This window comes from Thioclava sp. DLFJ4-1 (assembly GCF_002020145.1).
In the GTDB taxonomy this organism is placed as follows: domain Bacteria; phylum Pseudomonadota; class Alphaproteobacteria; order Rhodobacterales; family Rhodobacteraceae; genus Thioclava; species Thioclava sediminum.
In genome coordinates this window covers 187332-211534 of sequence record NZ_MPZT01000002.1, presented here as the reverse complement: position 1 = coordinate 211534, position 24203 = coordinate 187332, and the positions used below count along the sequence as shown (strand labels likewise).

At 65.6% G+C, this 24203-nt stretch carries 23 protein-coding genes; 21 read left to right on the top strand and 2 right to left on the bottom strand.

The genetic code is table 11. The features are described from left to right. Positions 1-66 precede the first annotated feature (66 nt). The 20 genes from BMI85_RS06055 to hypE all read left to right on the top strand — a co-directional run bounded on the left by BMI85_RS06055 (position 67) and on the right by hypE (position 19857). Positions 67-1458, top strand: coding sequence for an ATP-binding protein (locus tag BMI85_RS06055; protein ID WP_078600172.1), 1392 nt, complete (start codon positions 67-69; stop codon positions 1456-1458). After that, positions 1455-2453: a HupU protein gene (locus tag BMI85_RS06050; protein WP_078600169.1), complete on the top strand. Its 999-nt coding sequence runs from the start codon at positions 1455-1457 to the stop codon at positions 2451-2453. The genes BMI85_RS06055 and BMI85_RS06050 overlap by 4 nt, the downstream gene beginning before the upstream one ends. Next, positions 2450-3877, top strand: a complete 1428-nt coding sequence (locus BMI85_RS06045; protein ID WP_078600167.1) for a nickel-dependent hydrogenase large subunit — start codon at positions 2450-2452, stop codon at positions 3875-3877. Before BMI85_RS06050 ends, BMI85_RS06045 begins: the two co-directional genes overlap by 4 nt. A gap of 103 nt (positions 3878-3980) precedes the next feature. Next, positions 3981-6245 (top strand): carbamoyltransferase HypF, encoded by a 2265-nt coding sequence (gene hypF / locus BMI85_RS06040; protein ID WP_078600165.1) that lies wholly within the window; start codon positions 3981-3983, stop codon positions 6243-6245. Positions 6246-6470: 225 nt separating this feature from the next. After that, entirely contained in the window at positions 6471-7547 is a 1077-nt protein-coding gene (locus BMI85_RS06035; RefSeq protein ID WP_078600163.1) for a hydrogenase small subunit, read from the top strand. A gap of 3 nt (positions 7548-7550) precedes the next feature. After that, positions 7551-9347, top strand: a complete 1797-nt coding sequence (locus BMI85_RS06030; protein ID WP_038145393.1) for a nickel-dependent hydrogenase large subunit — start codon at positions 7551-7553, stop codon at positions 9345-9347. A 14-nt stretch (positions 9348-9361) separates the two neighbouring features. Beyond that, complete coding sequence (locus tag BMI85_RS06025; protein ID WP_038145392.1) at positions 9362-9547, top strand: hypothetical protein; 186 nt, start codon at positions 9362-9364, stop codon at positions 9545-9547. 5 nt (positions 9548-9552) lie between these two features. Beyond that, positions 9553-10329 (top strand): Ni/Fe-hydrogenase, b-type cytochrome subunit, encoded by a 777-nt coding sequence (gene cybH, locus BMI85_RS06020; protein WP_078600161.1) that lies wholly within the window; start codon positions 9553-9555, stop codon positions 10327-10329. A gap of 320 nt (positions 10330-10649) precedes the next feature. Beyond that, positions 10650-11282 carry a HyaD/HybD family hydrogenase maturation endopeptidase gene (locus tag BMI85_RS06015; RefSeq protein WP_078600159.1) on the top strand — a complete coding sequence of 211 codons (633 nt, stop codon included), beginning with the start codon at positions 10650-10652 and terminating at the stop codon, positions 11280-11282. Continuing rightward, the gene (locus tag BMI85_RS06010) at positions 11282-11602 is read left to right on the top strand and encodes a HypC/HybG/HupF family hydrogenase formation chaperone (RefSeq protein WP_038145386.1); all 321 of its coding nucleotides are present in this window, start codon (positions 11282-11284) and stop codon (positions 11600-11602) included. The genes BMI85_RS06015 and BMI85_RS06010 overlap by 1 nt, the downstream gene beginning before the upstream one ends. Before the next feature lie 10 nt (positions 11603-11612). Next, entirely contained in the window at positions 11613-12029 is a 417-nt protein-coding gene (locus tag BMI85_RS06005) for a hydrogenase accessory protein (RefSeq protein WP_078520438.1), read from the top strand. A 4-nt stretch (positions 12030-12033) separates the two neighbouring features. After that, positions 12034-12864 (top strand): hydrogenase expression/formation protein, encoded by an 831-nt coding sequence (locus BMI85_RS06000; protein WP_078542009.1) that lies wholly within the window; start codon positions 12034-12036, stop codon positions 12862-12864. Then, on the top strand, positions 12861-13700 hold the full coding sequence (gene hybE / locus BMI85_RS05995; protein WP_038145384.1) for a [NiFe]-hydrogenase assembly chaperone HybE: 840 nt from the start codon (positions 12861-12863) through the stop codon (positions 13698-13700). The genes BMI85_RS06000 and hybE overlap by 4 nt, the downstream gene beginning before the upstream one ends. After that, complete coding sequence (locus tag BMI85_RS05990) at positions 13697-14581, top strand: hypothetical protein (RefSeq protein ID WP_078600157.1); 885 nt, start codon at positions 13697-13699, stop codon at positions 14579-14581. Before hybE ends, BMI85_RS05990 begins: the two co-directional genes overlap by 4 nt. Further along, positions 14574-14915 carry a hydrogenase maturation nickel metallochaperone HypA gene (hypA, locus tag BMI85_RS05985; RefSeq protein ID WP_078520435.1) on the top strand — a complete coding sequence of 114 codons (342 nt, stop codon included), beginning with the start codon at positions 14574-14576 and terminating at the stop codon, positions 14913-14915. The genes BMI85_RS05990 and hypA overlap by 8 nt, the downstream gene beginning before the upstream one ends. Continuing rightward, complete coding sequence (hypB, locus tag BMI85_RS05980; RefSeq protein ID WP_210402318.1) at positions 14915-15817, top strand: hydrogenase nickel incorporation protein HypB; 903 nt, start codon at positions 14915-14917, stop codon at positions 15815-15817. The genes hypA and hypB overlap by 1 nt, the downstream gene beginning before the upstream one ends. Continuing rightward, positions 15814-17289, top strand: a complete 1476-nt coding sequence (locus tag BMI85_RS05975; RefSeq protein WP_078600155.1) for a sigma-54 dependent transcriptional regulator — start codon at positions 15814-15816, stop codon at positions 17287-17289. Before hypB ends, BMI85_RS05975 begins: the two co-directional genes overlap by 4 nt. After that, entirely contained in the window at positions 17289-17576 is a 288-nt protein-coding gene (hypC, locus tag BMI85_RS05970; RefSeq protein ID WP_078520432.1) for a HypC/HybG/HupF family hydrogenase formation chaperone, read from the top strand. The genes BMI85_RS05975 and hypC overlap by 1 nt, the downstream gene beginning before the upstream one ends. A gap of 5 nt (positions 17577-17581) precedes the next feature. Continuing rightward, the gene (gene hypD / locus BMI85_RS05965) at positions 17582-18724 is read left to right on the top strand and encodes a hydrogenase formation protein HypD (protein WP_078600153.1); all 1143 of its coding nucleotides are present in this window, start codon (positions 17582-17584) and stop codon (positions 18722-18724) included. 113 nt (positions 18725-18837) lie between these two features. After that, positions 18838-19857 (top strand): hydrogenase expression/formation protein HypE, encoded by a 1020-nt coding sequence (gene hypE / locus BMI85_RS05960; protein ID WP_078600151.1) that lies wholly within the window; start codon positions 18838-18840, stop codon positions 19855-19857. Here the strand turns inward: hypE and BMI85_RS05955 are convergent. Continuing rightward, the gene (locus BMI85_RS05955; protein WP_078600150.1) at positions 19854-21290 is read right to left on the bottom strand and encodes a PLP-dependent aminotransferase family protein; all 1437 of its coding nucleotides are present in this window, start codon (positions 21288-21290) and stop codon (positions 19854-19856) included. The two genes, hypE and BMI85_RS05955, sit on opposite strands and share 4 nt — an antisense overlap. 66 nt (positions 21291-21356) lie before the next feature. On the opposite strand from BMI85_RS05955, the gene BMI85_RS05950 reads away from it, so the two are divergent. After that, positions 21357-22013: a pyridoxamine 5'-phosphate oxidase family protein gene (locus BMI85_RS05950; protein ID WP_078600149.1), complete on the top strand. Its 657-nt coding sequence runs from the start codon at positions 21357-21359 to the stop codon at positions 22011-22013. Here BMI85_RS05950 and BMI85_RS05945 read toward each other — a convergent pair. Then, on the bottom strand, positions 22010-23788 hold the full coding sequence (locus BMI85_RS05945; protein ID WP_210402317.1) for a hypothetical protein: 1779 nt from the start codon (positions 23786-23788) through the stop codon (positions 22010-22012). The two genes, BMI85_RS05950 and BMI85_RS05945, sit on opposite strands and share 4 nt — an antisense overlap. Positions 23789-24203 lie beyond the last annotated feature (415 nt).

The following is a 24203-nucleotide window of genomic DNA, read 5'->3' as shown; positions in this document are numbered from 1 at the left end:
ACTGAGCGCTGCGAATGGGCTAGCGATAAGGGATGGGCGCCCGTTGCGCCCGGCTTTGAGAGTGTCATGTCGCGCGAGTCCGCACCCGATAGCCAGCACCCCTTGGACCCGACCTTGGCCGGGCTGTTGCGCCACGCGCCGGGCGCGGATGAGGGGGCGGGCGAAGACGTCTGGTTCGATGTGCTCTCGGCGGTCGACCGGACCTATGCCGATCTGGTGGATTATCAGGAGCGGCTGGAGCAGCAGAACCACGAGCTGGAGGATCTGCGCTCTTTCCTCGGGTCGATCCTCGCCTCGGTTTCGGATGCGCTGATCGTGATTTCGCGCTCGGGCGAGGTGCTGGAAACCTCGGCCTCGGTCGCAAGCCTGACTGGCGAGCCGCCCGGCGCTTGGCACGGACGCAAGCTCGCAGGCATGTTCGACGCGCGCTCGGTCGAGGCCTTGGATCGCGGGCTGGCGGAGGCTGCGAATACCCGCAAGCCGGTGACGATCGAAGCGGCGCTGAGCGGGCCGGAAGGGCCCGCGCCGCTGGAATTGTCGATCAGCCCGCGTATGGACGAACGCTCCCGCATCGCGGGCTACGTGCTGACCGGGCGGCCCTTGGGCGAATTGCGCCAGGCCTATTCCGAGCTGGAGCAGAGCCACGAAGAACTGAAATCGACGCAGGCGCAGCTGGTGCGCAACGAGAAGCTGGCCTCGCTGGGCCGTCTTCTCGCTGGCGTCGCGCATGAGCTGAACAACCCGATTTCCTTCGTCTACGCGAATACCCATGCGCTGGAACGCTATGCGGGCAAGTTCGAGGCCTATTTCGAGAAAGTGCAGGCCGGAGCGGATCGAGAGGCACTGATCGCCCTGCGCGAGGAGCTGAAGCTCGACCGTGAAATCCGCAACCTGCGCTCGGCCATCGAGGGCGCGCGCGACGGGGCCGAACGGGTGCGCGACATCGTCGAAGATCTGCGGCGGCTGAGTGCCGAAGGCTCGGGCGAGATGGTCGTCTTCGATCTGGTCGAGACCGCGCGGGTGGCGGCGAACTGGGTGCAGCGCGGCTCCAAGGCCGGGGTCGAGATCGCCTTCTCCGGCGCGGGGACGCTGCAGGTGCGCGGTCGGCAGGGACATATCCAACAGGTCGTGATGAACCTCGTGCAAAATGCGATCGACGCGCTCTCGGGGCTGGAAGAGGGCACCGGCCGGATCGAGGTCGATGCGCGCGTGATGGAGGGACGCGGGACGTTGTCGGTTGGTGACAATGGCCCCGGCGTGACCGAGGAACTGACGCAGGCCATCTTCGATCCGTTCTTCACCACCAAGGCGGTGGGGGCGGGCACGGGGCTAGGCCTCGCGATCAGCCATAAGATCATCGAGGAACATGGTGGGCGTCTGCGCCTTTGCCCGAAAGGGTCGGCGCTGGGCGGGGCCTGTTTCTCCTTCGATCTGGAACTGGGCGAGGGGGCGGAATGAAGGTTCTCTGGCTGCAAGCGGCAGGCTGCGGTGGCTGCACCATGTCGCTCCTTTGCGCGGAATCCCCGAATGTCTTCGACACGCTGGGGGGCGCGGGGATCGAGTTCCTCTGGCACCCGACCGTCAGCCTCGAGACCGGCGCGGAGGTGCGCGCGATTTTCGAGGCGGTCGAGAGCGGCGAGATCGCGCTGGACGTGCTGGCCGTCGAGGGCTCCATCGCCCGCGGGCCGCGTGGGACGGGCAAGTTCCAGATGGTGTCCGGCACCGGGCGTTCGATGCTCGACTGGGTGGTGAGCCTCGCGCCGAAAGCCCGCCATGTCGTCGCGGTGGGAACCTGCGCGACTTATGGCGGCGTGACCTCGGCGGGCGGCAACCCCTCCGATGCGGTCGGCGTGCAATATGACGGGGCGCTGCCGGGCGGGGCGCTGCCGGTGGAGTTTCGCTCGGGCTCGGGCCTGCCGGTGATCAACGTGGCGGGCTGCCCGACCCATCCCGACTGGGTGACCGAGACGCTTTTGCTGCTGAATGAAGGCGCGCTGGGGGCGGAAGATCTCGACGCTTTCGGGCGGCCTTTGTTCTATGCCAAGCATCTCGTCCATCACGGTTGCTCGAAAAACGAGTTCTACGAATACAAGGCCTCGGCGGTGGAGCTATCCGATATCGGCTGCATGATGGAGAACTTGGGCTGCATCGGCACGCAGGCCGTGGGCGATTGCAATATCCGGCCGTGGAACGGTGACGGGTCGTGCACCTCGGGCGGATACCCCTGCATCAACTGCACCGCGCCCGAATTCGAGGAACCGCGCCATTCCTTCACCGAGACGCCGAAAATCGCGGGCATCCCGGTGGGCCTTCCGACCGATATGCCCAAGGCGTGGTTCATGGCGCTCGCCTCGCTGTCAAAGGCGGCCACGCCCGAGCGGATCGCGAAGAATGCGGTTGCCGACCGGGTCGAGGTGACGCCGACGATCCGTAAGCCGAAAGGACGCAGATGACTGAGACGCCGCGCCTCGTCGTGGGCCCGTTCAACCGGGTCGAGGGCGATCTGGAAGTGCATCTCGATCTCGCCGGTGGGGCGGTGGCCGAGGCGCGGGTGAACTCGCCGCTCTATCGCGGGTTCGAGCGGATGCTGGAAGGCAAGGACCCGCGCGATGCGCTGACGATCACGCCGCGGATCTGCGGCATCTGCTCGATCAGCCAGTCGGCGGCGGCGGCACGTGCGCTGGGCGCGGCCATGGGGCTGGAGCCCACGCCGCAGGGCGCCGCCATGGCGGCGCTGATCCATGCGGTCGAGAATGTCTCGGACCATCTGTTCCATTTCAACCTGTTCTTCATGCCCGATTTCATCCGCCCCGTGTATGCGGACAGGCCGTGGTTCGACCCAGCCGTGGCGCGCTTCACCCCCGCCGAGGGCGGCGCGCAGCGCGCTGCGGTCGCGGCGCGTGCCGAGCTGATGCATATCCTCGGGCTGATGGCGGGCAAATGGCCCCATACGCTCGCAATCCAGCCCGGCGGCGTCACGCGCGCGCCGGGACCGCGCGACAAGGTGCGCATCGAGACGACGTTGCGCGCTTTCCGCCGCTATCTGGAGGAGGTTGTTTTCGGCGGGTCGCTGGAAGCCTTCTGTGCGATCGAGACGGTCGATCAGCTGATGGCATGGGAGGCGGGCGATGCGGGTCTCTTCCTGCGCATCGCGGCCGATCTGGATCTGGACCGGCTCGGGCGCGGCTCGGGCCGGTATATGAGCTTCGGAGCCTATCCGCTGGCCGAGGGCTATGGCTTTGGGCGCGGGCTGTGGGACGGAGCCTTGGACGCGGTCGATTTCGGCGCGATCACGGAAGACCTCAGCCATGCGTGGATGCTGGGGGCGCAGGCCCATCCCTGGCAGGGTGAGACACGGCCCGACGAGGCGATGCGCGAGGCGGCCTATAGCTGGTGCAAGGCGCCGCGGCTGAACGGGCAGACGGTGGAGACCGGCGCGCTCGCGCGGCAGGTCGTGGACGGGCATCCGCTGGCGCGTGCGCTGGCGGGCGGCGGCGTGCTGGCGCGCGTCGCGGGGCGGCTGTTGGAACTGGCGCGGACGCAAGCCTTCATGGAGGGGCTGGCGAAAGGCATCGACCCGGCTGCTGCGTTCATGGTGCAGGGCGATTTGCCCGAGGCAGGGCAGGGCGCGGGGCTGGTGGAGGCCGCGCGCGGCGCGCTGGGCCATTGGCTGCGCATCGAGGACGGGCGCATCGCTTCATATCAGATCATCGCGCCCACGACGTGGAATTTCAGCCCGCGCGACGCGGAGGGTGTGCCGGGCCCGCTGGAGGCCGCGCTGGTCGGCGCGCCGGTCGCGGCGGGCGAGACCACCCCGGTCTCGGTGCAGCATATCGTGCGCAGTTTCGATCCCTGCATGGTCTGCACGGTGCATTGAGTAAGTTGGGGGCGCGGTGCCTACCGTCGCCGGAGGGCGAGACACGTTGACGAAAATGGGGGCTCTGCCCCCAAACCCCCGGGATATTTGAGCCAAGAGGAAGATGCAGGGTTTCGAGATCAGGGTGCGCGGGCAGGTGCAGGGGGTGGGGTTCCGCCCCTTCATCTGGCGGCTTGCGCAGGAGCGCGGGCTTTCGGGCCATGTGCTCAACGATCCCGAGGGCGTGCTGATCCGGGTGGCGGGGACGCTGGACGGTTTGGCCGAGGCGATTTCGGATGAGGCACCGCCGCTTGCGCGGGTCGATGCGGTGGAGGTGTCGGAGTTTGTGTTCGACACCGCGCCTGAGGGGTTCGATATCGTGGCCTCGCAAGGGGCGGGGGCCGAGACGCGGGTGACGCCAGATGCGGCGACCTGCCCGGACTGTCTTGCGGAAATCCGGGGTGACGGGCGCAGGCGGCACTACGCCTTCACCAACTGCACCCATTGCGGGCCGCGTTTCACGATCCTGCACGCGCTGCCCTATGACCGGGCGCAAACGACGATGGCGCCCTTCGAGATGTGCTCGGCTTGCCGGGCGGAATATGAGAACCCGGTGGATCGACGTTTTCATGCGCAGCCGATCGCCTGTCCCGATTGCGGGCCGCGGGTGTGGCTGGAGGTGGGCGGGGAGGAGCGTCCTGCCGAAGAGGTCGGAGCGGTTTTGCAAGGCGGGGGCATCGTCGCGGTGAAGGGCTTGGGCGGGTTTCATCTCGCCTGCGATGCGAGCAATGCCGAGGCTGTGGCGCTGTTGCGGGCGCGCAAGCGCAGGCCCGCCAAGCCCTTCGCGCTGATGGGTGAGATCGAGACCATCCGCCGCTATGCCCAAGTTTCGGAAGCGGAGGCGGAATTGCTGCGCGACCCTGCGGCGCCGATTGTGCTGCTGCAAAAGGCGGGGGAGGCTTTGCCGGAGACGGTGGCGCCGGGGCAGGACAGCCTCGGCTGGATGCTGCCCTATACGCCGCTGCATCATCTGCTGCTGCGCGAATGGGCGCGGGGGGAAGAGGGGCGCCCCTTGGTGATGACCTCGGGCAATCTCTCGGGCGAGCCACAGGTGATCGGAAACGGTGAGGCTCGGGAGAAGCTAGCTGGCTTCGTCGATGCCTTCCTGATGCATGACCGCGACATTGCGCGGCGGCTCGATGACAGCGTCGTGCGGGCCGATCCGCCGATGGTGCTGCGCCGCGCGCGGGGGCAGGTGCCGGGCACCTTGCCGCTGCCCGAAGGGTTCGAGGGCGCGCCGCAGGTTGTGGGCTATGGCGGGCAGATGAAGGCCGCGATCTGCCTGATCAAGAACGGGCAGGCGCTGCTGGGCCATCATCTGGGCGAGCTGGACGAGGCGCTGACATGGGAGGCGTTCGAGCAGGCCGATGCGGATTATGCGGCGCTGTTCGATCATCGCCCCGAGGTCGTGGCGGTCGATCTGCATCCCGATTTTCGGGCCTCGCGCCACGGGGTCGAACGGGCCGCGCGCGACGGGTTGCATCTGGTCGAGGTGCAGCATCACCATGCGCATCTCGCGGCCTGCATGGCCGAGAACGGTTGGCCGCTGGAGGGCGGCAAGGTCGCGGGGATCGTGCTCGACGGGCTCGGCTTGGGGCCCGATGGAACGGTCTGGGGCGGCGAGCTGTTGCTGGGCGATTACCTTGGGTTCGCGCGGCGCGGCTGGCTTGAGCCCGCGCCGCTGATCGGCGGTGACCGGGCGCAGGCAGAACCGTGGCGCAACGCGCTGGTGCGGCTCGATGCGGCGGGGCTGGCGGGGCTGGCCGACAGCCTGTTCCCGGAAGCCCCGCGCGATCTGGCGCGTCAGGCGGCGGCGAAGGGGGTCAACGCGCCGCTGTCGTCGTCGGCGGGGCGGCTCTTCGATGCGGTGGCGGCCTGCCTCGGGATCTGCCCGATGCGGCAGAGCTATGAGGGCGAGGCCGCGATGCGGCTCGAGGCGCTGGCTGCGCACGCTTTGGCCCACTGGGAGTCGGCGGAGGCCGGGGCCTATGCGTTCTCGGATGCGGGCGATGTGCTCGAGACCGGACCGTTTTTTCAGGCGCTCGCCGCCGACCTTGCTGCAGGGGTCGCGCCCGAGACCATCGCGCTGCGGTTCCATGCGGCGCTGGCGCAGGGCTTTGCCCGCCGGGCGCGGTCGCTGATCGAAAGCGGAGACGCGAAAGCCGTGGTGCTGACCGGTGGCGTCTATCAGAACGCGCTGTTGCATCGGTTGACCTGCGCGGCGCTGGGCGATCTGCCGGTGCTGAGCCATCGCACGCTGCCGGCGAATGACGGCTCGCTGGCACTGGGGCAGGCGGTGATTGCTGCGGCGCAGTCGGAAAGAGACTGACCGGAATCCCTGAAAGCTGGTCACTGACGTACCAGTTCGGCCCCGCGCCGCACCGGGGTTTTGACCGGCAACATGTCGGAAACAAACAGGAATTCGCGCCTGCGACATCCTGTCATTATTTCGTTCTGTTCGCGGATCCGACCTGCCAATCCTGAGATCACACATGCGTATTCCCCTCGGGAGGAGGGAGAATCCGGTCATCGGGATCACAGAGGGAGGGACACTTTGCCTGCGATCGAAACCTTTTACGACGTGATGCGTCGGCAGGGGATTACCCGCCGCAGCTTCATGAAATATTGCTCGCTGACGGCGGCGGCGCTGGGTCTCGGCCCGGCCTATGTGCCCAAGATCGCCCATGCGATGGAAACCAAGCCGCGCACCCCGGTGATCTGGGTGCACGGGCTCGAATGTACCTGCTGCTCGGAAAGCTTCATCCGCTCGGCCCACCCGCTGGCCAAGGATGTCGTGCTCTCGATGATCTCGCTCGATTATGACGACACGCTGATGGCGGCGGCGGGCGCGCAGGCGGAAGCCGCGCTGCAGGACACGATCGACAAGTACAAAGGGAATTACATCCTCGCCGTGGAGGGCAATCCGCCGCTCAACGAAGACGGGATGTACTGCATCGTGGGCGGCAAGCCCTTCGTGGACCAACTCCGCCACGCTGCCGAGCACGCAAAAGCCATTATCTCCTGGGGCGCCTGCGCCTCCTATGGCTGCGTGCAGGCTGCCGCCCCGAACCCGACGCGCGCCACCCCGGTGCACAAGGTCATCACCGACAAGCCGATCATCAAGGTGCCGGGCTGCCCGCCCATCGCCGAGGTGATGACCGGCGTGATTACCTACATGCTGACCTTCGACCGGATGCCCGAGCTGGACCGTCAGGGCCGGCCGCAGATGTTCTATTCGCAGCGTATCCACGACAAGTGCTACCGCCGTCCGCATTTCGACGCCGGTCAGTTCGTCGAGACATGGGACGACGAGAACGCGCGCAAGGGCTATTGCCTCTACAAGATGGGCTGCAAGGGGCCGACCACCTACAACGCGTGCTCGACCGTGCGCTGGAATGACGGGGTCTCGTTCCCGATCCAGTCGGGTCACGGCTGTATCGGCTGTTCCGAGGACGGGTTCTGGGATCAGGGCTCCTTCTACGACCGGCTCACCAACATCAAGCAATTCGGGATCGAAGCGAATGCCGATGTGGTCGGCGGCACCACGGCGGCCGTCGTCGGCGGTGCGGTGGCAGTTCACGCTGCCGTCTCCGCACTCAAACGCGCCCAGAAGAAGAACGAGGAGGCGTAATCCATGTCGGTTCTCAACACGCCGAACGGCTACACGATGGACAATTCGGGCAAGCGGGTCGTTGTCGACCCGGTGACCCGGATCGAAGGTCACATGCGCTGCGAAGTGAATGTGGACGAAAACAACATGATCACCAACGCGGTCTCGACCGGCACGATGTGGCGCGGGCTCGAGGTGATCCTGAAGGGCCGCGATCCGCGCGACGCCTGGGCCTTCACCGAACGGATCTGCGGCGTCTGCACCGGCACCCACGCGCTGACCTCGGTCCGCGCGGTGGAAGATGCGCTGGGGATTCAGATCCCCGACAATGCGAATTCGATCCGGAACATGATGCAGCTCGCGCTGCAGATCCATGACCACATCGTGCATTTCTATCACCTGCACGCGCTCGATTGGGTCAATCCGGTCAACGCTCTGCGCGCAGACCCGAAGGCGACTTCGGAGCTGCAGCAGAAGGTCAGCCCGAGCCATCCGCTCTCCTCCCCAGGCTATTTCCGGGACGTGCAGAACCGTCTCAAGAAATTCGTCGAAAGCGGGCAGCTCGGGCTGTTCAAAAACGGCTACTGGGACAATCCAGCCTATCTGCTTCCGCCGGAAGCCGACCTGATGGCGACGACGCACTATCTGGAGGCGCTCGATCTTCAGAAGGAAATCGTCAAGGTTCACACCATCTTCGGGGGCAAGAACCCGCACCCGAACTGGCTGGTGGGCGGCGTGCCGTGCCCGATCAATATCGACGGCGTCGGCTCGGTCGGTGCGATCAACATGGAGCGGCTGAACCTCGTCTCCTCGATCATCGACAAGTGTCAGGAGTTCAACGAGAACGTCTATATCCCCGACGTGATCGCGATCGGCGGCTTCTACAAGAACTGGCTCTATGGCGGCGGTCTATCGTCGCAGGCCTGTCTCGCCTATGGCGACATTCCCGAGAACCCGAACGACTTCTCGCCCGAGCAGCTTCACCTGCCGCGTGGCGCGATCATCAACGGCAACCTCAACGAGGTGCATGACGTCGATCCGCGCGACCCCGAGCAGGTGCAGGAATTCGTCGATCACTCCTGGTACACCTATGGCGAGCCCGGCAAGGGCCTGCACCCGTGGGATGGCGTGACCGAGCCGCAATACGAGCTTGGGCCGAACGCCAAAGGCACGCGGACCAATATCATCGAGCTTGACGAGGCTGCGAAATACAGCTGGATCAAGGCCCCGCGCTGGAAGGGGCACGCGATGGAGGTCGGGCCGCTTGCGCGTTACGTCGTGGGCTACGCCAAGGGTCACGAGGACATCAAGAACCAGGTAGACGGTCTGCTGCGCAAGATGGACCTGCCGTTCAACGCGGTCTTCTCGACGCTGGGCCGGACCGCGGCGCGGGCGCTGGAATCCGAGTATTGCTCGCGTCTGCAGCGGCACTTCTTCGACAAGATGATGACCAACATCAAGAATGGCGACGAAAGCACCGCCAATGTCGAGAAGTGGGATCCGTCGAGCTGGCCGAAAGAGGCCAAGGGCGTCGGCATGACCGAGGCTCCGCGCGGCGCGCTGGGGCATTGGGTCAAGATCAAGGACGGGCGCATCGAGAACTACCAATGCGTCGTGCCCACCACCTGGAACGGTTCGCCCCGTGACACGCAGGGCAATATCGGTGCCTTCGAGGCGTCGCTGATGAACACCAAGGTGGAGCGTCCCGAAGAGCCGGTCGAAATCCTGCGCACCCTGCACAGCTTCGATCCGTGCCTTGCCTGTTCGACCCATGTGATGTCGCCCGACGGCGAAGAGCTCACCACCGTCAAGGTGCGCTGAGGGAGGAGGAAATCATGAAGAAACTCGCATTTGCTTTCAGCATGATCGCAGGTCCCGCGCTGGCCCATCCGGGCCACGCGGTGGCCCCCGGCGCGGAAGGGCACACCATCGCCCATGTCGCGATGGCGGCCGGCGCGATCGCCCTGGCCTATGTGGCCGTCGAGATTGCCCGCGCCGTCAAGCGCGTCCGCAAGGAGTAAGGGCGATGGAGGACACGATCCACACGCCAAACCCCAAGGCGACAGGGGCCTTCGAGGCCTCCCGCCTGACCGGCGACGCGACCGAGGAAGATCTCGACTCGATCCGCCGCCGGACCTCCGTCTATGTCTACGAGGCGCCTGTGCGCCTCTGGCACTGGCTCAACGCGCTGATGATCACGGTGCTGATCGTGACCGGTTTCCTGATCGGCGCGCCCCTACCGTCGATGCAGATCGGCGAGGCGACCGAGCAATTCGTCATGGGCTATATCCGCTTCGGCCATTTCGCGGCGGCGCAGGTCCTGACGGTGATCTTCTTCGGGCGCATCTACTGGGCCTTCGTGGGCAATCACCACGCCCGCCAGCTGTTCTACGTGCCGGTCTGGCGCAAGCGCTGGTGGAAAGAGCTGGGGCACGAGCTGCGCTGGTATGCCTTCCTTGAGAAGACGCCGAAGAAATATGTCGGTCACAACCCGCTGGCGCAGCTTGCGATGTTCTTCTTCATGACGCTCGGGATCACCTTCATGCTGATCACCGGTTGGGCGCTCTATGCGGAAGGTGCGGGGCAGGGCTCTTTGCCCGATACGCTGATGGGCTGGGTGCTGGGCCTCGTGCAGAACTCCCAGAGGCTGCACACGCTGCACCATCTGGGCATGTGGGCCATCGTAATCTTCATGATCGTGCACATCTACGCGGCGATCCGCGAGGACATCATGAGCCGTCAGTCGATGGTCTCCACGATGATCTCCGGCCACCGGACGTTTAAGGACGATCGTATCGAGTAACGGTTCGTGCGGTGGTAGGGCGAACGGGCGCGGGTCAATCCGCGCCCGTTCTGCATTCTGGCGTGGATTCGAGTTGTTTCCAGCGTTGCGCTGTCTGTGGAAGGTTTTATTGCGAAAAATCCTCTTAGGTGAAAATATAGTTTCCACATTGGCGAGTTTGACGGCGGCGTATTTCCCAAGAAAATTTCGTAAAAACAATGGCTAGACAGATTGTCGCAGTTCCGCGCGATTTCCGTGAAACCCGCCCCTCTGCAAAGCCTATTGTCGATTCGAGGTGAGGATGGCAACGCGCTTGCCGCCTCGGGGAGAGGGAGGAAATCATGTCGGATTTTGCGCCGGGCCGGGTGCTCGTTCTGGGTATCGGGAACGTTCTTTGGGCGGATGAGGGCTTCGGCGTGCGCTGCGTCGAGGTGATGGCCGAGACCCGCGCCGTGCCGGACAAAGTCAAGCTCTTGGATGGCGGCACGCAGGGCCTGTATCTGCTGCCGTTTCTCGAAGAGGCCGATGCGCTGATCGTCTTCGATGCGATCGATTTCGGGCTGGAGCCGGGCGAGATGCGCGTGCTGCGCGACGGCGATGTTCCCGCCTTCATGGGCGCCAAGAAAATGAGCCTGCACCAGACCGGCTTTCAGGACGTGATCGCCACGGCGCAGCTGATGAACCGCTGCCCGGCGAAGCTGACGCTGATCGGCTGCCAGCCGGTCGAGCTGGAGGATTATGGCGGAGGCCTGCGCCCCGCGGTCGCCGCTCAGATCGAGCCCGCGATCCGCGAATGCGAAGCCGAACTGGCGCGCTGGGGCATTTCGGTCGCGGCAGGCGTGACGCAGGCCGATGATCTCGCCGACGCCTCGATCCGCCGCGGCGCTTACGAAGGCGGCCGCCCGACCGAGGGCGAGGCTTGCCGGATGGGCGATCACCGCTTCTTCCCCGGCGCCGAGAAGGTCCGCGCCTGATGTGCGTCGGTATCCCGGTTCAACTGGTGGCGGTCGATGGCATCCGCGGCGAGGTTCTCGAAGAGGGGCAGCCCGGCATCATCGACCTGTCGCTGACGCCTGACGCCAAGCCCGGCGACTGGCTTCTGGCCTTTCTCGGGGCTTCTCGCGAGGTGATCACCGAGGACGAGGCGACCAAGATCGCGGCCGCGCTCGGCGGGCTGCGGGCCCTGATGCAGGGCGGCGATCTGGGCGATGCCTTCGCCGATCTCGACGCCCGCGAGCCGCAACTGCCGCCCCATCTGCAAGCCGCGCGCGATGCCGGCAAAACGACTGCCTGAGGAGAGACACATGCACGATTTCGCAATGCCCGATACGGCTCCGCCCTCGGGCGCGATGCACCCGCTGGTGACCCGCCTGATCGACGAGATGGGCTATCCGCTTCTGGCGAACATGTCCGATGTGGCCGAGTTCACCGCGCGTCCCGGGGCGCATTGCCTGTTCATTCCGGGCGACGCCAAGCGCAACCTCGAGACCCCCGACGCCGCCGTGGTGCTGCCGGAAATCCGCATGGCCTTCCAGCATGCCTTCGACTGCGCGGTGGTGGGAGATGCGATCGAGACCGAGCTGCGCCAGCAGACCCGCGCGCTGAAAGCCCCCGGTTTCCTGTTCTACCGCGAGGGCGAATATCTCGGCGCGATCGAGAAGATCCGCGACTGGGACGATTACGTCGCCCGCACCTCCCATATCCTGACTGCGAAAGGCTGAGACGATGGTTTCCAATTTCCACCTTCCGCCCATGGGCTTCGGTCCCGGCTCGCAACCCGAAGACGAGGATGCGCAGCTCGAATACATGCAGCTTCCTTCCGGTATGCGCACCTATTCGGCACATATGCCTGACATCGACGACCCGTCCAGCGTGACGCCCGCGCTCAAGACGCTGGCCGATGTGGCGAAGGCCTGCGAGGCGGCGGCGCAAGGCGGCATGGCGAGCTTCGATCTGAGCCATCTCGATGCCGAGAACCGCGCACTCATCGCAGAGACGATGGGGCAGGGCGAGGTCGCGATGAAGATCCGCGGTATCCCGGCGCTGGCGGTGCAGGAGTCGGTATTCGCGGGCGTCTGGATGATCGCAGGTTCGGGCGTCGACAAGATCGAGGTCGGTCCGGTCCCCTCGGCGGCGCTGAGCCGCGCCTTCGAGCCGTTCCGCAAAGCCGAAGGCAAGACCCATCCGCGCGGTCCGGGCGTCGTGAACGCTCCGGCGCTGATGGCCGAACTGGAGGACAAATCGGGCAGCTTCATGGGCGGCGAGCCGCATGTGGTGAACCTGACCCTGCTGCCCCATACCGAGGAAGATCTCGTCTGGCTCGATGCGGCGACGGGCGAAGGCGCGGTGACGATCCTGTCGCGTGGCTACGGCAATTGCCGCGTCACCGCGACCGCGCTGCCCCATGTCTGGCGGGTGCAGTTCTTCAACTCGATGGACACGCTGATCCTCGACACGTTCGAAGTGACCACGATGCCCGAGGTGGCGATCGCCGCGAAAGAGGATCTCGTCGACTCCGCCGAGCGGATCGTCGAAGTGCTGGAGGCGATCCGATGAGCGTCGCGGGGTTCGAGGGAAGCTACATGGGCGCCAATGACCGGATTTCCGATCAGGCGATCATGGAATGCAAGATCTGCTGGACGCCTTACGATCCGGCGGAGGGCGACGATTTCCGTCAGGTCCTGCCCGGCACGCCGTTCTCAATGCTGCCCGAGGACTGGCATTGCCCCAATTGCGACGCACCGAAAGAGCAGTTCATGGTGCAGACCGATCCGGGCGCGCCCGCGATGCTGGAGGCGCGCCGGATCGAGGAACAGGTGGCCAAGCTCACGGCCGATTTCCGTGAGGTCTGGCATTCGAAAATGCGCGACGTGCCCTTGGTGAACAAGGCGCTCTCGGTCGAGCCGGTGGGCTTCGTCTCGCACGAGGGGCGCGGACTCGGCGTGCTTGTCAGCCCGTGGTTCATGAACCTGATCATGTTGCCGCGCGAGGACGAGGACTGGTCGACGCTGGTCCCCGGCGCCAAGGAAAACATCGACTTCCCGTCCGGCACGTACGAATTCATCCATAACGTCCGCGAGATGGGCGGCGGCTACAAGGCGTGCTCGCTCTTCTCTCCGATGGGCGATTTCCAGACGCAGATGCAGGCGACCGATGTCGCCCGCGCGATCATGATGGAGCTGTTCAAGGACGAGAACCGCGCCGAGACGGATCGCAAATCCGAAATCCGCGCCGGTCGCGAGGCCGAACTTGCCGCGGTCGAGGAGGCCGAGGCTGCGCAGGCGGCGGAAGATGCGCGCGTCGAGGAGATGGCGCAACCGACCCGGCGCAAGCTGATCTCGGCCGGTCTGGCCGAGGATGCGCCGCGCGACGAGGCGGATGACGCGGAATGAACCAAACGCTCGGCATAACCATTGCGCGCGACGGCGCTCGGCTGAAGGCGGTGCTTGCGCTGCCCGCGCCGAGCCCGGTCGAGGCGATGATGCTGGGCAAGACCCCCGAAGAGGTCGCGGAACTGATGCCCCGCCTGTTCAACCTGTGCGGCATGGCGCAGGGCCTCGCGGTGCGGCTCGCGACGGGGCTGGAGACCGCCGGATGCGACCCGCGGCGCGAGATTTTGCGCGACCATCTCTCCAAGCTATGCCTGCGCTGGCCCGCGCTGATCGGTCACGACACGATGCCGCTACCCGCGGATTGGTCGAAGGGCGGCGCGGCGCTGCAGCGCTGGATCTGGGGCGGTGCGCGGCCCGCGCAGCTCGAGGACTGGCTGAGTTCCGGTGCTGGGATCAGCCCGCTTCTGGCCGCGATCGCGGAGCGCTTTGCGCCGGGCGAAGCGGTGGCCGATCTGCCCGACCTGTCGCAGCCTTTGTCGCTGGTGCCGCAGGAAAACTCCGCCGCCGGACGGGTGCGCGATGCGAATTTGATGCGGCAGGCCGAAGCTACTCATGGCCGCGGGCCGCTCTGGCGGGCGCTGGGGCGCGTGGTCGATCTGGATCGGCTGTGCGTCGATCAGCCGTCCGCGCGGCGGATCGCGCCGGGCGTGGCTTCGGTCGCGGCGGCGCGGGGCGCCTATACCTTGCAGGTCAGACTGAGCGGCGGTCGTGTGAGCGCGCTCACGCGGATCACGCCGACCGACCATCTGACCGTCCCCGGCGGGATGTTGCAGCGTAGCCTCGAGAGGCTGCCCGCAGAGAAAGCGTCTTTGGCGAGCTTGGTAGTGGACATACTCGATCCCTGCGTGCCAGTTCTGATGCGGGAGGTCGCCGATGCATGAGATGTCGATCGCCGAAGGCATCCGCGGCGTGATCGAGGATGCGGCCAAGGCCAACAGCTTTTCGCGCGTGACCACGCTGCGGCTCGAAATCGGACGCTTCGCTGGCGTCGAAAAGCACGCGCTGGAATTCGCCTTCGACGTTGTGATGCGCGGCTCGCCCGCGGAAGGCGCGGAATTGCAGATTATCGACATTCCCGGCAAGGCGCTCTGCTATGATTGCGCGGAGACTGTGGAAATCGAACATCGACTGGACCCTTGCCCGAACTGCGGCGGTGGCAAATTGCTGGCGCAGGGCGGCGAGGAGATGCGGATCAAGGATATGGAGGTGCTCTGATGTGCACGGTGTGCGGATGCGGCGGACATAGCGTGGAGGATCAGTTCCGCGCCCATCTGGAAAAGAGCGGTCATGCTGCGCCGAAAGCGGCGCCTCTGGCGGTGCTCGCGCAGGCGGCCCCGGCAGCCCCAGCACCCGCGCAGGGCCATCAGTCTCACGATCATGCCCATCACCACCACGACCACGGCGATATCCATATCGGCCTTGGGGCGGCAGGCACCGAAGTGCCGGGCATGAGCCAGGAACGTCTGATCGAGATCGAGACCGATATCCTGTCGAAAAACAACGATTTCGCCGGGAAGAACCGGGCGCGACTGGCGCAGAAGGCTATCTTCGCGACCAACCTCGTCTCCTCTCCCGGCTCGGGCAAGACCACGCTCCTGTGCCGCACGATCGAGATGCTGGGCGCCGCGCCGCTCGCGGTGATCGAGGGCGACCAGCAGACCACCAATGACGCCGACCGCATCCGCGCGACAGGGGCGAAGGCCATTCAGGTGAACACCGGCAAGGGCTGCCACCTCGACGGGCGCATGGTGGAAACCGCGCTCGACCGGCTCGCGCTGCCCGAAGGGTCGCTTCTGTTCATCGAGAATGTCGGCAACCTCGTCTGTCCCGCCGCCTTCGATCTGGGCGAGGATGCGAAGGTCGCGATCCTGTCGGTCACCGAGGGTGAGGACAAGCCTCTGAAATACCCGGACATGTTCGCCGCCGCCGGTCTTGCGATCCTCAACAAGACCGATCTCGCGCCCTATTGCGATGTCGATCTCGATCTCTACGAGGCCAATATCAAGCGCGTGAACCCGGATATCGAGGTGCTGCGCGTCTCGGCCCGCACGGGCGAGGGGATGCAGGCTTGGCTCGATTGGCTGCGCGCCGGTCTCGACCGGAAGGCCGCGTCATGACCGGCTCGACCCCGGCCATCCTCCTCGTCGATGACGAGCCCCATTCGCTTCAGGCGATGAAAATGGCGCTCGAGGACGAGTTCGAGATCCTCACCGCGCCGGGGGCTGAAGAGGCGATGGCGGTGCTCGAAGAGGAATGGGTACAGGTGATCTTCTGCGATCAGCGCATGCCCGGCCGCTCGGGGGTCGATTTCCTCACCGAAGTGCGCGAGCGCTGGCCGGAAACCGTGCGCATCGTCATCACCGGCTATACCGACAGCGCGTCGATGGTGGCCGCGATCAACGATGCGGGCATTCACCAGTTTATCGCCAAGCCCTGGCATCCCGAGCAGCTTCTGGCGGTGGCGCGCAATGCGGCGCGGATGTTCCAGCTGTCGCGCGAGAACGAGCGGCTGACGCTGGAAATGCGGTTCCTCAACTCGACCACCGAGACGCGGGTCGAGAAGCGGCGGCGGTCCTTGCGCGAGGGGATGGGGTTCGAGACGATCCTGCGCTCGCCCAATTCCGCGATGAACGCGGCGGTCACTCTCGCGCGGCAATATGCCAGCTTCGACGTGCCGGTGCTGATGACGGGCGAGCCGGGCACGGGCAAGACGCAGATGGCCCGCGCGATGCATTACGGCTCGCTGCGCTCGGAGAAGCCGTTCTACGAACTGAACATTTCCGGGATGCCGGAAGATCTCGCGATGGTCGAGCTCTTCGGCGCCAAGCGTGGCGTGCTGCCCGGTGGCGTGGCCAAGATCGGGCTTGCGCAGAAGGCCGATCGCGGCACGCTCTATCTGGCGGGGATCGAGGGCGCGAGCCCAGCATTGCAGCTCGCGCTGCATCGGATGCTGCGCGACGGGACCGTGACGCCGGTGGGCGGGCAGGAGGCGGTCTCGACCAATCTACGGCTGATCGCGGGCGCTGCGGGCGACCTGCGCGCAGGCGTCGCCGAGGGGCGGTTCCGCACCGATCTTTACTATGCGCTCAGCCTTGGCGAGATCGCGATCCCGCCGCTGCGCGCGCGGCGCGGCGATGTTGCGATGCTCGCGCAGGCGATCCTTTCGGAGGTCGCGACGAGCCACGGTAAACCGGTCATGGGTTTCGAGGCGGCCGCGCTGGAATTTCTGGAGAATTACGACTGGCCGGGCAATCTGCGGGAACTGACCAACGAGGTCACGCGGATGCTGATCTTCGCGCAGGACAATGTGTTGGGGGCCGAGCTGATCTCGCGTCACATCCTGCAGGCCGCCCCCTCGGATGAGGGCGCCGATCGTGCCGCCGAGGATGTGATGACCGCCGAAGGAACGCTGAAGGACCGGATCGAGCTGATGGAGATGCGCATCCTGCGCGAGACGCTCACCCGCAACCGCTGGAACAAGAGCCGGGCTGCGGCCGAACTGGGCCTGTCGCGCGTGGGCTTGCGGGCGAAACTGGATCGTTACGGCATCGCCGATCCGTCGGTGGCCGCTGAGGAGGAGAGTGACTGATGTGTTTGGGTATTCCGGGCCAGATCGTGGCGATCACCGATGAGACGCGCCAGATGGCGATGGCCGAAGTGTCGGGCGTGCGCCGCGAAGTGAACGTGGCCTGCGTGGCCGAGGGCGCTCTAGAAGGCCTCGTGGGGCAATGGGCCCTGATCCATGTCGGCTTCGCGATGAGCCTGATCGACGAGGACGAGGCCGAAAAGACGCTGATCGCGCTGCGCGATCTTGGCGAGGCGCAGGAGGCGCTGGAACAAATGGCCGCGGGCGACGCCGCGCTGGCAGGGGAGTGAGGCAGATGAAATTCGCATCCGAATTCCGCGATCCGAAAGCCGCCAAGGTGCTGCTGGCCGAGATCGCGAAGGTGGCCGATCAGATCGGCGCGACGAAGGACAAGCCCGTCCACATCATGGAAGTCTGCGGCGGGCATACCCATTCGATCTTCCGCTACGGGCTCGACAAACTGGTCCATGAGGGCATCGAGTTCATCCACGGCCCCGGCTGCCCGGTCTGCGTGCTGCCGCGTGCGCGTGTCGATGAATGCATCGAGATCGCCGAGCGCCCGGGCGTGATCTTCACCACTTTTGGCGATGCGATGCGCGTGCCGGGTACGAAGAAATCGCTTCTGCAGGCGAAGGCCGATGGCGCGGATATCCGCATGGTCTATTCGCCGCTCGACGCGCTGGAACTGGCGCGGCGCAATCCCGAACGCGAGGTGGTGTTCTTCGGGTTGGGGTTCGAGACTACGACCCCCTCCACGGCGCTTGCGATCCAGCAGGCCGCGCGCGAAGGCTTGGGCAATTTCAGCGTGTTCTGCAACCACATCACCGTGCCCGAGCCGATCAAGGCGCTGCTCGACGATCCGCATATGTGCCTCGACGGGTTCATCGGGCCCGGCCATGTCTCGATGGTGATCGGTATCCATCCTTACGATTTCATCGCGCAGGATTACGGCAAGCCGATCGCGGTGGCCGGGTTCGAACCGCTCGATCTGTTGCAATCGGTCCTGATGGTGCTGCGCCAGATCGCCGAAGGTCGCGCCGAGGTCGAGAACCAATATGCCCGCGTCGTGCCCGAGCATGGCAATCCGGTCAGCCTTGCTGCAATCGACGATGTATACGAGACGCGGCCGTCCTTCGAGTGGCGCGGTCTGGGCGAGATCGACAAGTCGGGGCTGCGCATCCGTGCGCAATACGAAGCCTATGACGCCGAGGAGAAGTTCGGCATTGGCTATGCCACCGGTCGGCGCGAGGTCGAAGAGGCCGAGGGTTGCGCCTGCGGGCAGGTGATGACGGGGCGGATGAAGCCGGTGGACTGTCCGCAATTCGGGCGCGGCTGCACGCCGGAAATGCCGCTTGGCGCACTGATGGTCAGCTCCGAAGGGGCCTGTGCGGCCTATTGGCAATATGGCGGCGCGCGCGCTGTCGAGCCGGCGGAGTAAGGGGGCGCTGCCCCCGTCGCCGGAGGGCGAGAAAAGGTTAGGGAAGAAGGGGCTCCGCCCCCGCGGCTTTGCCGCTCCCCCGGGATATTTGGACCAAGGCGAAGGTAGGTAGAATGGCTTTGCGCGACGAGCGGGTGACGCTGGCCCATGGCGGCGGCGGCAAGGCGATGCGGGATCTGATCGAGGAGGTGTTCACTTCGGTCTTCGCGCCGCCCGGCATGGAAGATCAGGCGCGTTTGCAGGCCGAGGCGCTGGCCGAGCCCGGCGCGCGGCTGGCCTTTACGACCGATAGCTATGTCGTCACGCCGATCGAGTTTCCGGGCGGCGATATCGGCAAGATCGCGGTTTGCGGCACGGTGAACGATCTGGCTGTGGGCGGCGCGACACCGCTCTGGCTCTCGGCGGCCTTTATCATCGAGGAAGGCACCGAGATCGCGCTTCTGCGCCGGATCGTGGCGACGATGGCGCGCGAGGCGGAGGCGGCGGGCGTGAAGATCGTCACCGGCGATACCAAGGTGGTCGGGCGCGGGGCCTGTGACGGGGTGTTCGTCACCACGGCGGGCGTCGGCGTGATCCCCGGTGGAGTCGAGATGGCCGCAGGGCGGGTCGCGCCCGGCGATGTGGCGATCGTGAACGGGGTCCTGGGCGATCACGGCGCGACGATCCTTGCCGCGCGCGGCGATCTGGCGCTGTCGAGCGCGATCGAGAGCGATTGCGCCGCTCTGGGGCATCTGATGGCGGATGTGCTGGCGGTGGCGCCGGGTGCGAAGGCCGCGCGCGACTTGACGCGGGGCGGACTGGCCTCGGCGCTCAACGAGATTGCGGAAGCGGCGGGCTGCGGGATCGAGATCGCCGAGGACGCGTTGCCGCTGCGCACTGAGGTCGTCGGGATGTGCGAGATCCTCGGGCTCGATCCACTGTATCTGGCCAATGAGGGGCGGCTCGTGGTCTTCGTGCCCGAGGTCGAGGCCGAGGCGGCGCTGGCCGCGATGCGCGCGCGCCCCGAAGGGACCGGCGCGGTGATCGTGGGCCGTGCGGTCGAGGGGCATAAGCAGGTGCGGATGATGACGGCGTTTGGCGGTCAGCGCATCGTCGATATGCTGGTGGGCGAGCAACTGCCGCGCATCTGCTAGAGTTCCTTTAGCAGGGCGCGCAGCGTGTCTGCGGCGGTGCTTAGCGCCCGTTCGTCGAAGGCGGCATAGCCCATGAGCAGGCCCTGCGGCGGGGCGGGCAGGCGGGCGTGGGACGATAGCGCCCGCAGCGTGAGGCCCACCGCTTTGGCGCGCTCGGATATCGCACGGTCGCCCAGAGGGGCGAGGGCCGGGCCGAGGCCTGCGCAGAGATGCATTCCCGACGGATCGGGCTGAAGCTGAAGATAGTCCTCCAGTCCCGTCAGTTCGTTCAGCAGGTGACGCTGTCGCTTGGCGTAATGGCGCCGCATCCGCCGCAGATGGGTCGCGAATTCGCCGCTCGCCATGAAGCTCGCCAGCGCCGGTTGCGGAACCATCGAGACCCGCGATCCGGTCGTCGCAATCGCGTCGCGCATCGGGGTCACCAGCCGCTCGGGCAACACCAGATAGCCGATCCGCAGCGCCGGGCTGAGCAGTTTCGAGAAGCTGCCCATATATATCACGCGCTGCAACCCATCGAGCCCCGCCAGCGCCGGCAGCGGCTGGCCGCGGTAGCGGAACTCGCTGTCGTAATCGTCCTCGACGATCAACGCATCGCGCTCGCGTGCCCAGTCAAGCAGCGTCAGCCTGCGCGTCAGCGGCATCGCGATCCCGGTCGGGAAATGGCGCGAGGGGGTGATGGTGACCGCGCGGGTCTCGGGCGGCAGATCGGCGGGGTCGAGCCCCTCGGCGTCGATGCGCACCGGGCGCTCGGTGATCCCGCTTGCGGCCAGCACATGGCCCATCGTCGCCCAGCCTGGGTCTTCGGTCGCCATCAGCGCGCCGGGGGGCAGCGCCGCCCGCGCGATCAGGTCGAACCCGTCCCACGCACCGCCGGTGATCACCACCTGTTCGGTCGCGCAGTCGAGGCCGCGCCATGCCGCGAGGTGGTCGCGGATCGCCTGCCGCAAAGGGGGCCAGCCGAACGGGTCGGGCCGGTCCAGAAGCGGGGGATCGGGGTTGCGCCACGCCCGTTCGAGATGGCGCGCCCAAAGCCTGTGCGGGAACAGCGCCTGATCGGGCAGGCCGGGCTGAAAGGGCAGCCACGTCTGTGCCGTGTGCGGCTCCGAATGTGGCGCGTCGCGTGGCGCGGGCGGTGCGAGATGGGGCAGGTCCTCGGCCACATAGGTGCCGCCGCCGGGGCGCGTGCTCAGGTAGCCCTCGGCGATCAGCTGATCATAGGCGGTGGTCACCGTCATGCGCGAGACCGACAGTTCCTCGGCCAGAGCGCGGCTTGGCGGCAGGCGCTCTCCGGCTGCGGCGGGATCGGCGCGCAGCATCTCGCGCAGCGCTTGCGTCAGCTGCGCGTGCAGCGGCACGCCGGAGTGCCGATCAAGCGACAGGCCGAAAAGAGAGGCGTTCAGATTGGACTGGTGCATTTTGGCGAAACTGGACATGTTTTCCTATCCAATAGGGCGGTATCGCTGCCGGAACAAGAGAGACCCGCTTTGAGTGAGATCCCCATGACCGAGCCCCTTCCCGTGACCGACCGTTCCCGTTTGCGCCGTCTACATGAGCGCGGCCATTTCGACCGCGCGACGATCAACGCGATCCTCGATGCGCAGCCGATGTGCCATGTGGGCTATGTCCGCGACGGCAAGCCTTATGTGACGCCGACCATGCAATGGCGCGAGGGCAATCACGTCTATTGGCACGGCTCTTCCGCGAGCCGGGCTTTGCGCAGCGAGACGCAGGCCGAGGTTTGCCTGACGGTGTCGATCCTCGACGGGTTGGTGCTGGCGCGCTCGGGGATGCATCATTCGCTGAATACGCGGTCGGTTATGCTCTACGGGACCGCGTTCAAGGTGGAAGACCCGGCGGAGAAGCTGCAGAAGCTTGGGAATTTCGTGAACCATCTCTATCCGGGGCGCTACGAGATGCTGCGCCCGGATCACGAACAGGATCTGAAAGCGACGACCGTGCTGGGGATGGAGATCGCCGAGGGCGCCGCGAAGATCCGCACGGGCGGGCCGAGCGATGACGAAGAAGATTACGCATTGCCGATCTGGGCCGGGGTGATCCCGATCCGTATGGAGGTGGGCGACCCGATCCCCGATCCGCGCAACCTCGACGGCGTCGAGATGCCCGCGCATGTACGCAATTTCCGCTATGGCGGTTAATTGGCCTGCGCGATCTGGTCCAATTCCCCAAGGCGCATCTCGTAGAAGTAGGTGAGGCAATCGATCAGGCTGCGGAATTGCAGCGGATCGTTCGTGTCGATGCCGCCCGGACGACAGGCGCGGTCGCGAATCTTGAGCCAATGCCGCTGGCTCTGCTTCGTGCCCTCTGCGTCCTTGGCGACGGCTTGCCCGTAGAGCTTGCCCAGCACGCCGTCGAGCTGGCCGAGCGGGCGGATCAGGCAGATCACCTCCGCTGCCGGATCGAGCTTGCCAGTGCAGTCGAAGCTGGGGCCGGTCGTGTCCGGGAATTGGGCGAGGATCGGCGCGACGCCTTCGGAGGGCTCGATGGCAGGGAAATTGTTCCAGACGCCGTCGGGGCCAAGTATGGTGTAATCGTTGATCGGGTAGGGGGTGTCGTAGTCTAGAATTTCGCGCCGCCGGTATTCGGGGAAGTATGGGGAATGAATGGCGGGCGAGAAGCTCTGAACGTACCAACGCCCCTCCGATTTCCTGAAAGCGGTGCAATCCATCCGCCCTATACCGGGCACAGACCCTTCGAAGTAGAATACGTCTTCCCCGGCTGGCGGCAGTAGAAGTTGTGCAAAGCCCACGAGTTCCTTGCTGACGCGCGGGAGTGGCCCTTCAGAGGTCTGTCTGTCTTTTGGCGCGAATGGACCGGTTTCTGGGTAATTCGCGAGTCCGCCGATTGCCGACTTCAGCGGCTGTGCGAACCAATATTTCTCAGTGTTCTCGAACACGACATAGCTGCAGGCTTCAAATGCACCGCTCAGCCCGATCTGCGCCGGGAAGGGTGCGCGATCCGCGATCAGTGTCGTCTTGGTGGCCTTCAATGCCGCGACAGTATTCAGAAGCAGATACTGTTCCGCCAACGGACGCGTATCGTTTTGACGATATTTCTTTCCGATCATCGCGAAAACGAAATCCGGGGCGAGCTCCCAAGTGCTCATCCGCTTGGTGATCTCGTTGATCGCATCTTGGGCCTGAGCGTAAAATTGATTTGCGATGAGCTTGCTGAGTTCTTTCGAGAACGGGGTGCCGTCTGGCACCTGAATTGCGCTCGTAATGCTGGAAAATGGGGCGTGAAAGCCGACGATTGCGTCGGAGTGGATATGCCGTATCGGCATTTCCTTCGCGCCGCGGGCCATGCGGACGGCGCCACCCAGAAACGCGATCGCGCAGGCAGAAAGGCACTGGTCTCCTTTCCCCACATAGGTTTCAAATCCCACGATCTGATCCGAGAGCTTCAGCCCCGCATAGAAATCGCCGCCGCCGCTATTAAGCGACACCACGACATTTTTCTGGTTCGCGCCAAGCGATGTAGTCTGGTCGAAAATCTCGCTCGCGCGCTCCGCTACGATCTCGCCGAACTTTTCGGCATCTCCCGGTTCGATCTCCCCCTCGATCCGAATGTGCAGGTAATCCTTGAAGTCGAACCTGTCGCCCGCGTGAATGGCGTCGCCGAAAGCCTCTTCCCCGAAAGGAAGCACGAATTCGTCGGTAATGGGCGGTGCCCAGTAGATGTCGGCTGCCTGGGCAGTCGGCGCGAAAGCGAGAGTGCCCAGCAGGACGAGGGCGGGGATCAGTCGTCGCATCGGGCCTCCACGAAGTGCTGCAGGCCGGTCCCGAGCCCGGAAGTACCGAAGGTTTCGCGCACTTGGGTGAGCGGGCCTTGGTAGAGGTCGGCGAAATTCGCGGCGTAGCCGCAGAAGTAGTCCGTCGCGATCTGCGCGTCGCAGCGTTTCGTCGCGATGCATAGTTCCACCTGATCGAAGAAATTCGCCATTTCCGATACCGCCGCGAATTGCTCCTGGCGCTTTACGGGGGGGCGTTTCTGGAAGAGCAGGTCAAGAAATTTTTGCCGCTGCGCGGGAGGGATGCCGCCTTTGATCGCTGTGACTTTGGCTAGGGCGTCCGAGTTCTGCCACCAGAACTGCGCAAGTTCGCGGCGGGCGCTTCCTGCATATTCGAGGTCGGAAAACCTAGCCACCATCTCGAGCGAGAGATCGGCCTTCCGGTCCTCGCGCCACTGGAAGATTTGCCAGCCGGTGAAGCCGAGGGCGATGATCGTGGCGATCCAGGAGCCCATCTCGATCTTATCCCGGATGCTCATGGCCGTGTTGGACGCGGCTTCGGGCGGGGCGGTATCCGCTTCAGGCGCGTCTCTGGGCA

What these genes read in the sequence shown, in the direction of transcription:
- BMI85_RS06055 (WP_078600172.1), top strand. Translation starts at nt 67, where the DNA reads ATGTCGCGCGAGTCCGCACCCGATAGCCAGCACCCCTTGGACCCGACC.
- BMI85_RS06050 (WP_078600169.1), top strand. Translation starts at nt 1,455, where the DNA reads ATGAAGGTTCTCTGGCTGCAAGCGGCAGGCTGCGGTGGCTGCACCATG.
- BMI85_RS06045 (WP_078600167.1), top strand. Translation starts at nt 2,450, where the DNA reads ATGACTGAGACGCCGCGCCTCGTCGTGGGCCCGTTCAACCGGGTCGAG.
- hypF (WP_078600165.1), top strand. Translation starts at nt 3,981, where the DNA reads ATGCAGGGTTTCGAGATCAGGGTGCGCGGGCAGGTGCAGGGGGTGGGG.
- BMI85_RS06030 (WP_038145393.1), top strand. Translation starts at nt 7,551, where the DNA reads ATGTCGGTTCTCAACACGCCGAACGGCTACACGATGGACAATTCGGGC.
- BMI85_RS06025 (WP_038145392.1), top strand. Translation starts at nt 9,362, where the DNA reads ATGAAGAAACTCGCATTTGCTTTCAGCATGATCGCAGGTCCCGCGCTG.
- cybH (WP_078600161.1), top strand. Translation starts at nt 9,553, where the DNA reads ATGGAGGACACGATCCACACGCCAAACCCCAAGGCGACAGGGGCCTTC.
- BMI85_RS06015 (WP_078600159.1), top strand. Translation starts at nt 10,650, where the DNA reads ATGTCGGATTTTGCGCCGGGCCGGGTGCTCGTTCTGGGTATCGGGAAC.
- BMI85_RS06010 (WP_038145386.1), top strand. Translation starts at nt 11,282, where the DNA reads ATGTGCGTCGGTATCCCGGTTCAACTGGTGGCGGTCGATGGCATCCGC.
- BMI85_RS06005 (WP_078520438.1), top strand. Translation starts at nt 11,613, where the DNA reads ATGCACGATTTCGCAATGCCCGATACGGCTCCGCCCTCGGGCGCGATG.
- BMI85_RS06000 (WP_078542009.1), top strand. Translation starts at nt 12,034, where the DNA reads ATGGTTTCCAATTTCCACCTTCCGCCCATGGGCTTCGGTCCCGGCTCG.
- hybE (WP_038145384.1), top strand. Translation starts at nt 12,861, where the DNA reads ATGAGCGTCGCGGGGTTCGAGGGAAGCTACATGGGCGCCAATGACCGG.
- BMI85_RS05990 (WP_078600157.1), top strand. Translation starts at nt 13,697, where the DNA reads ATGAACCAAACGCTCGGCATAACCATTGCGCGCGACGGCGCTCGGCTG.
- hypA (WP_078520435.1), top strand. Translation starts at nt 14,574, where the DNA reads ATGCATGAGATGTCGATCGCCGAAGGCATCCGCGGCGTGATCGAGGAT.
- hypB (WP_210402318.1), top strand. Translation starts at nt 14,915, where the DNA reads ATGTGCACGGTGTGCGGATGCGGCGGACATAGCGTGGAGGATCAGTTC.
- BMI85_RS05975 (WP_078600155.1), top strand. Translation starts at nt 15,814, where the DNA reads ATGACCGGCTCGACCCCGGCCATCCTCCTCGTCGATGACGAGCCCCAT.
- hypC (WP_078520432.1), top strand. Translation starts at nt 17,289, where the DNA reads ATGTGTTTGGGTATTCCGGGCCAGATCGTGGCGATCACCGATGAGACG.
- hypD (WP_078600153.1), top strand. Translation starts at nt 17,582, where the DNA reads ATGAAATTCGCATCCGAATTCCGCGATCCGAAAGCCGCCAAGGTGCTG.
- hypE (WP_078600151.1), top strand. Translation starts at nt 18,838, where the DNA reads ATGGCTTTGCGCGACGAGCGGGTGACGCTGGCCCATGGCGGCGGCGGC.
- BMI85_RS05955 (WP_078600150.1), bottom strand. Translation starts at nt 21,290, where the DNA reads ATGTCCAGTTTCGCCAAAATGCACCAGTCCAATCTGAACGCCTCTCTT.
- BMI85_RS05950 (WP_078600149.1), top strand. Translation starts at nt 21,357, where the DNA reads ATGACCGAGCCCCTTCCCGTGACCGACCGTTCCCGTTTGCGCCGTCTA.
- BMI85_RS05945 (WP_210402317.1), bottom strand. Translation starts at nt 23,788, where the DNA reads ATGCATCGCGACGAAACGCTGCGACGCGCAGATCGCGACGGACTACTT.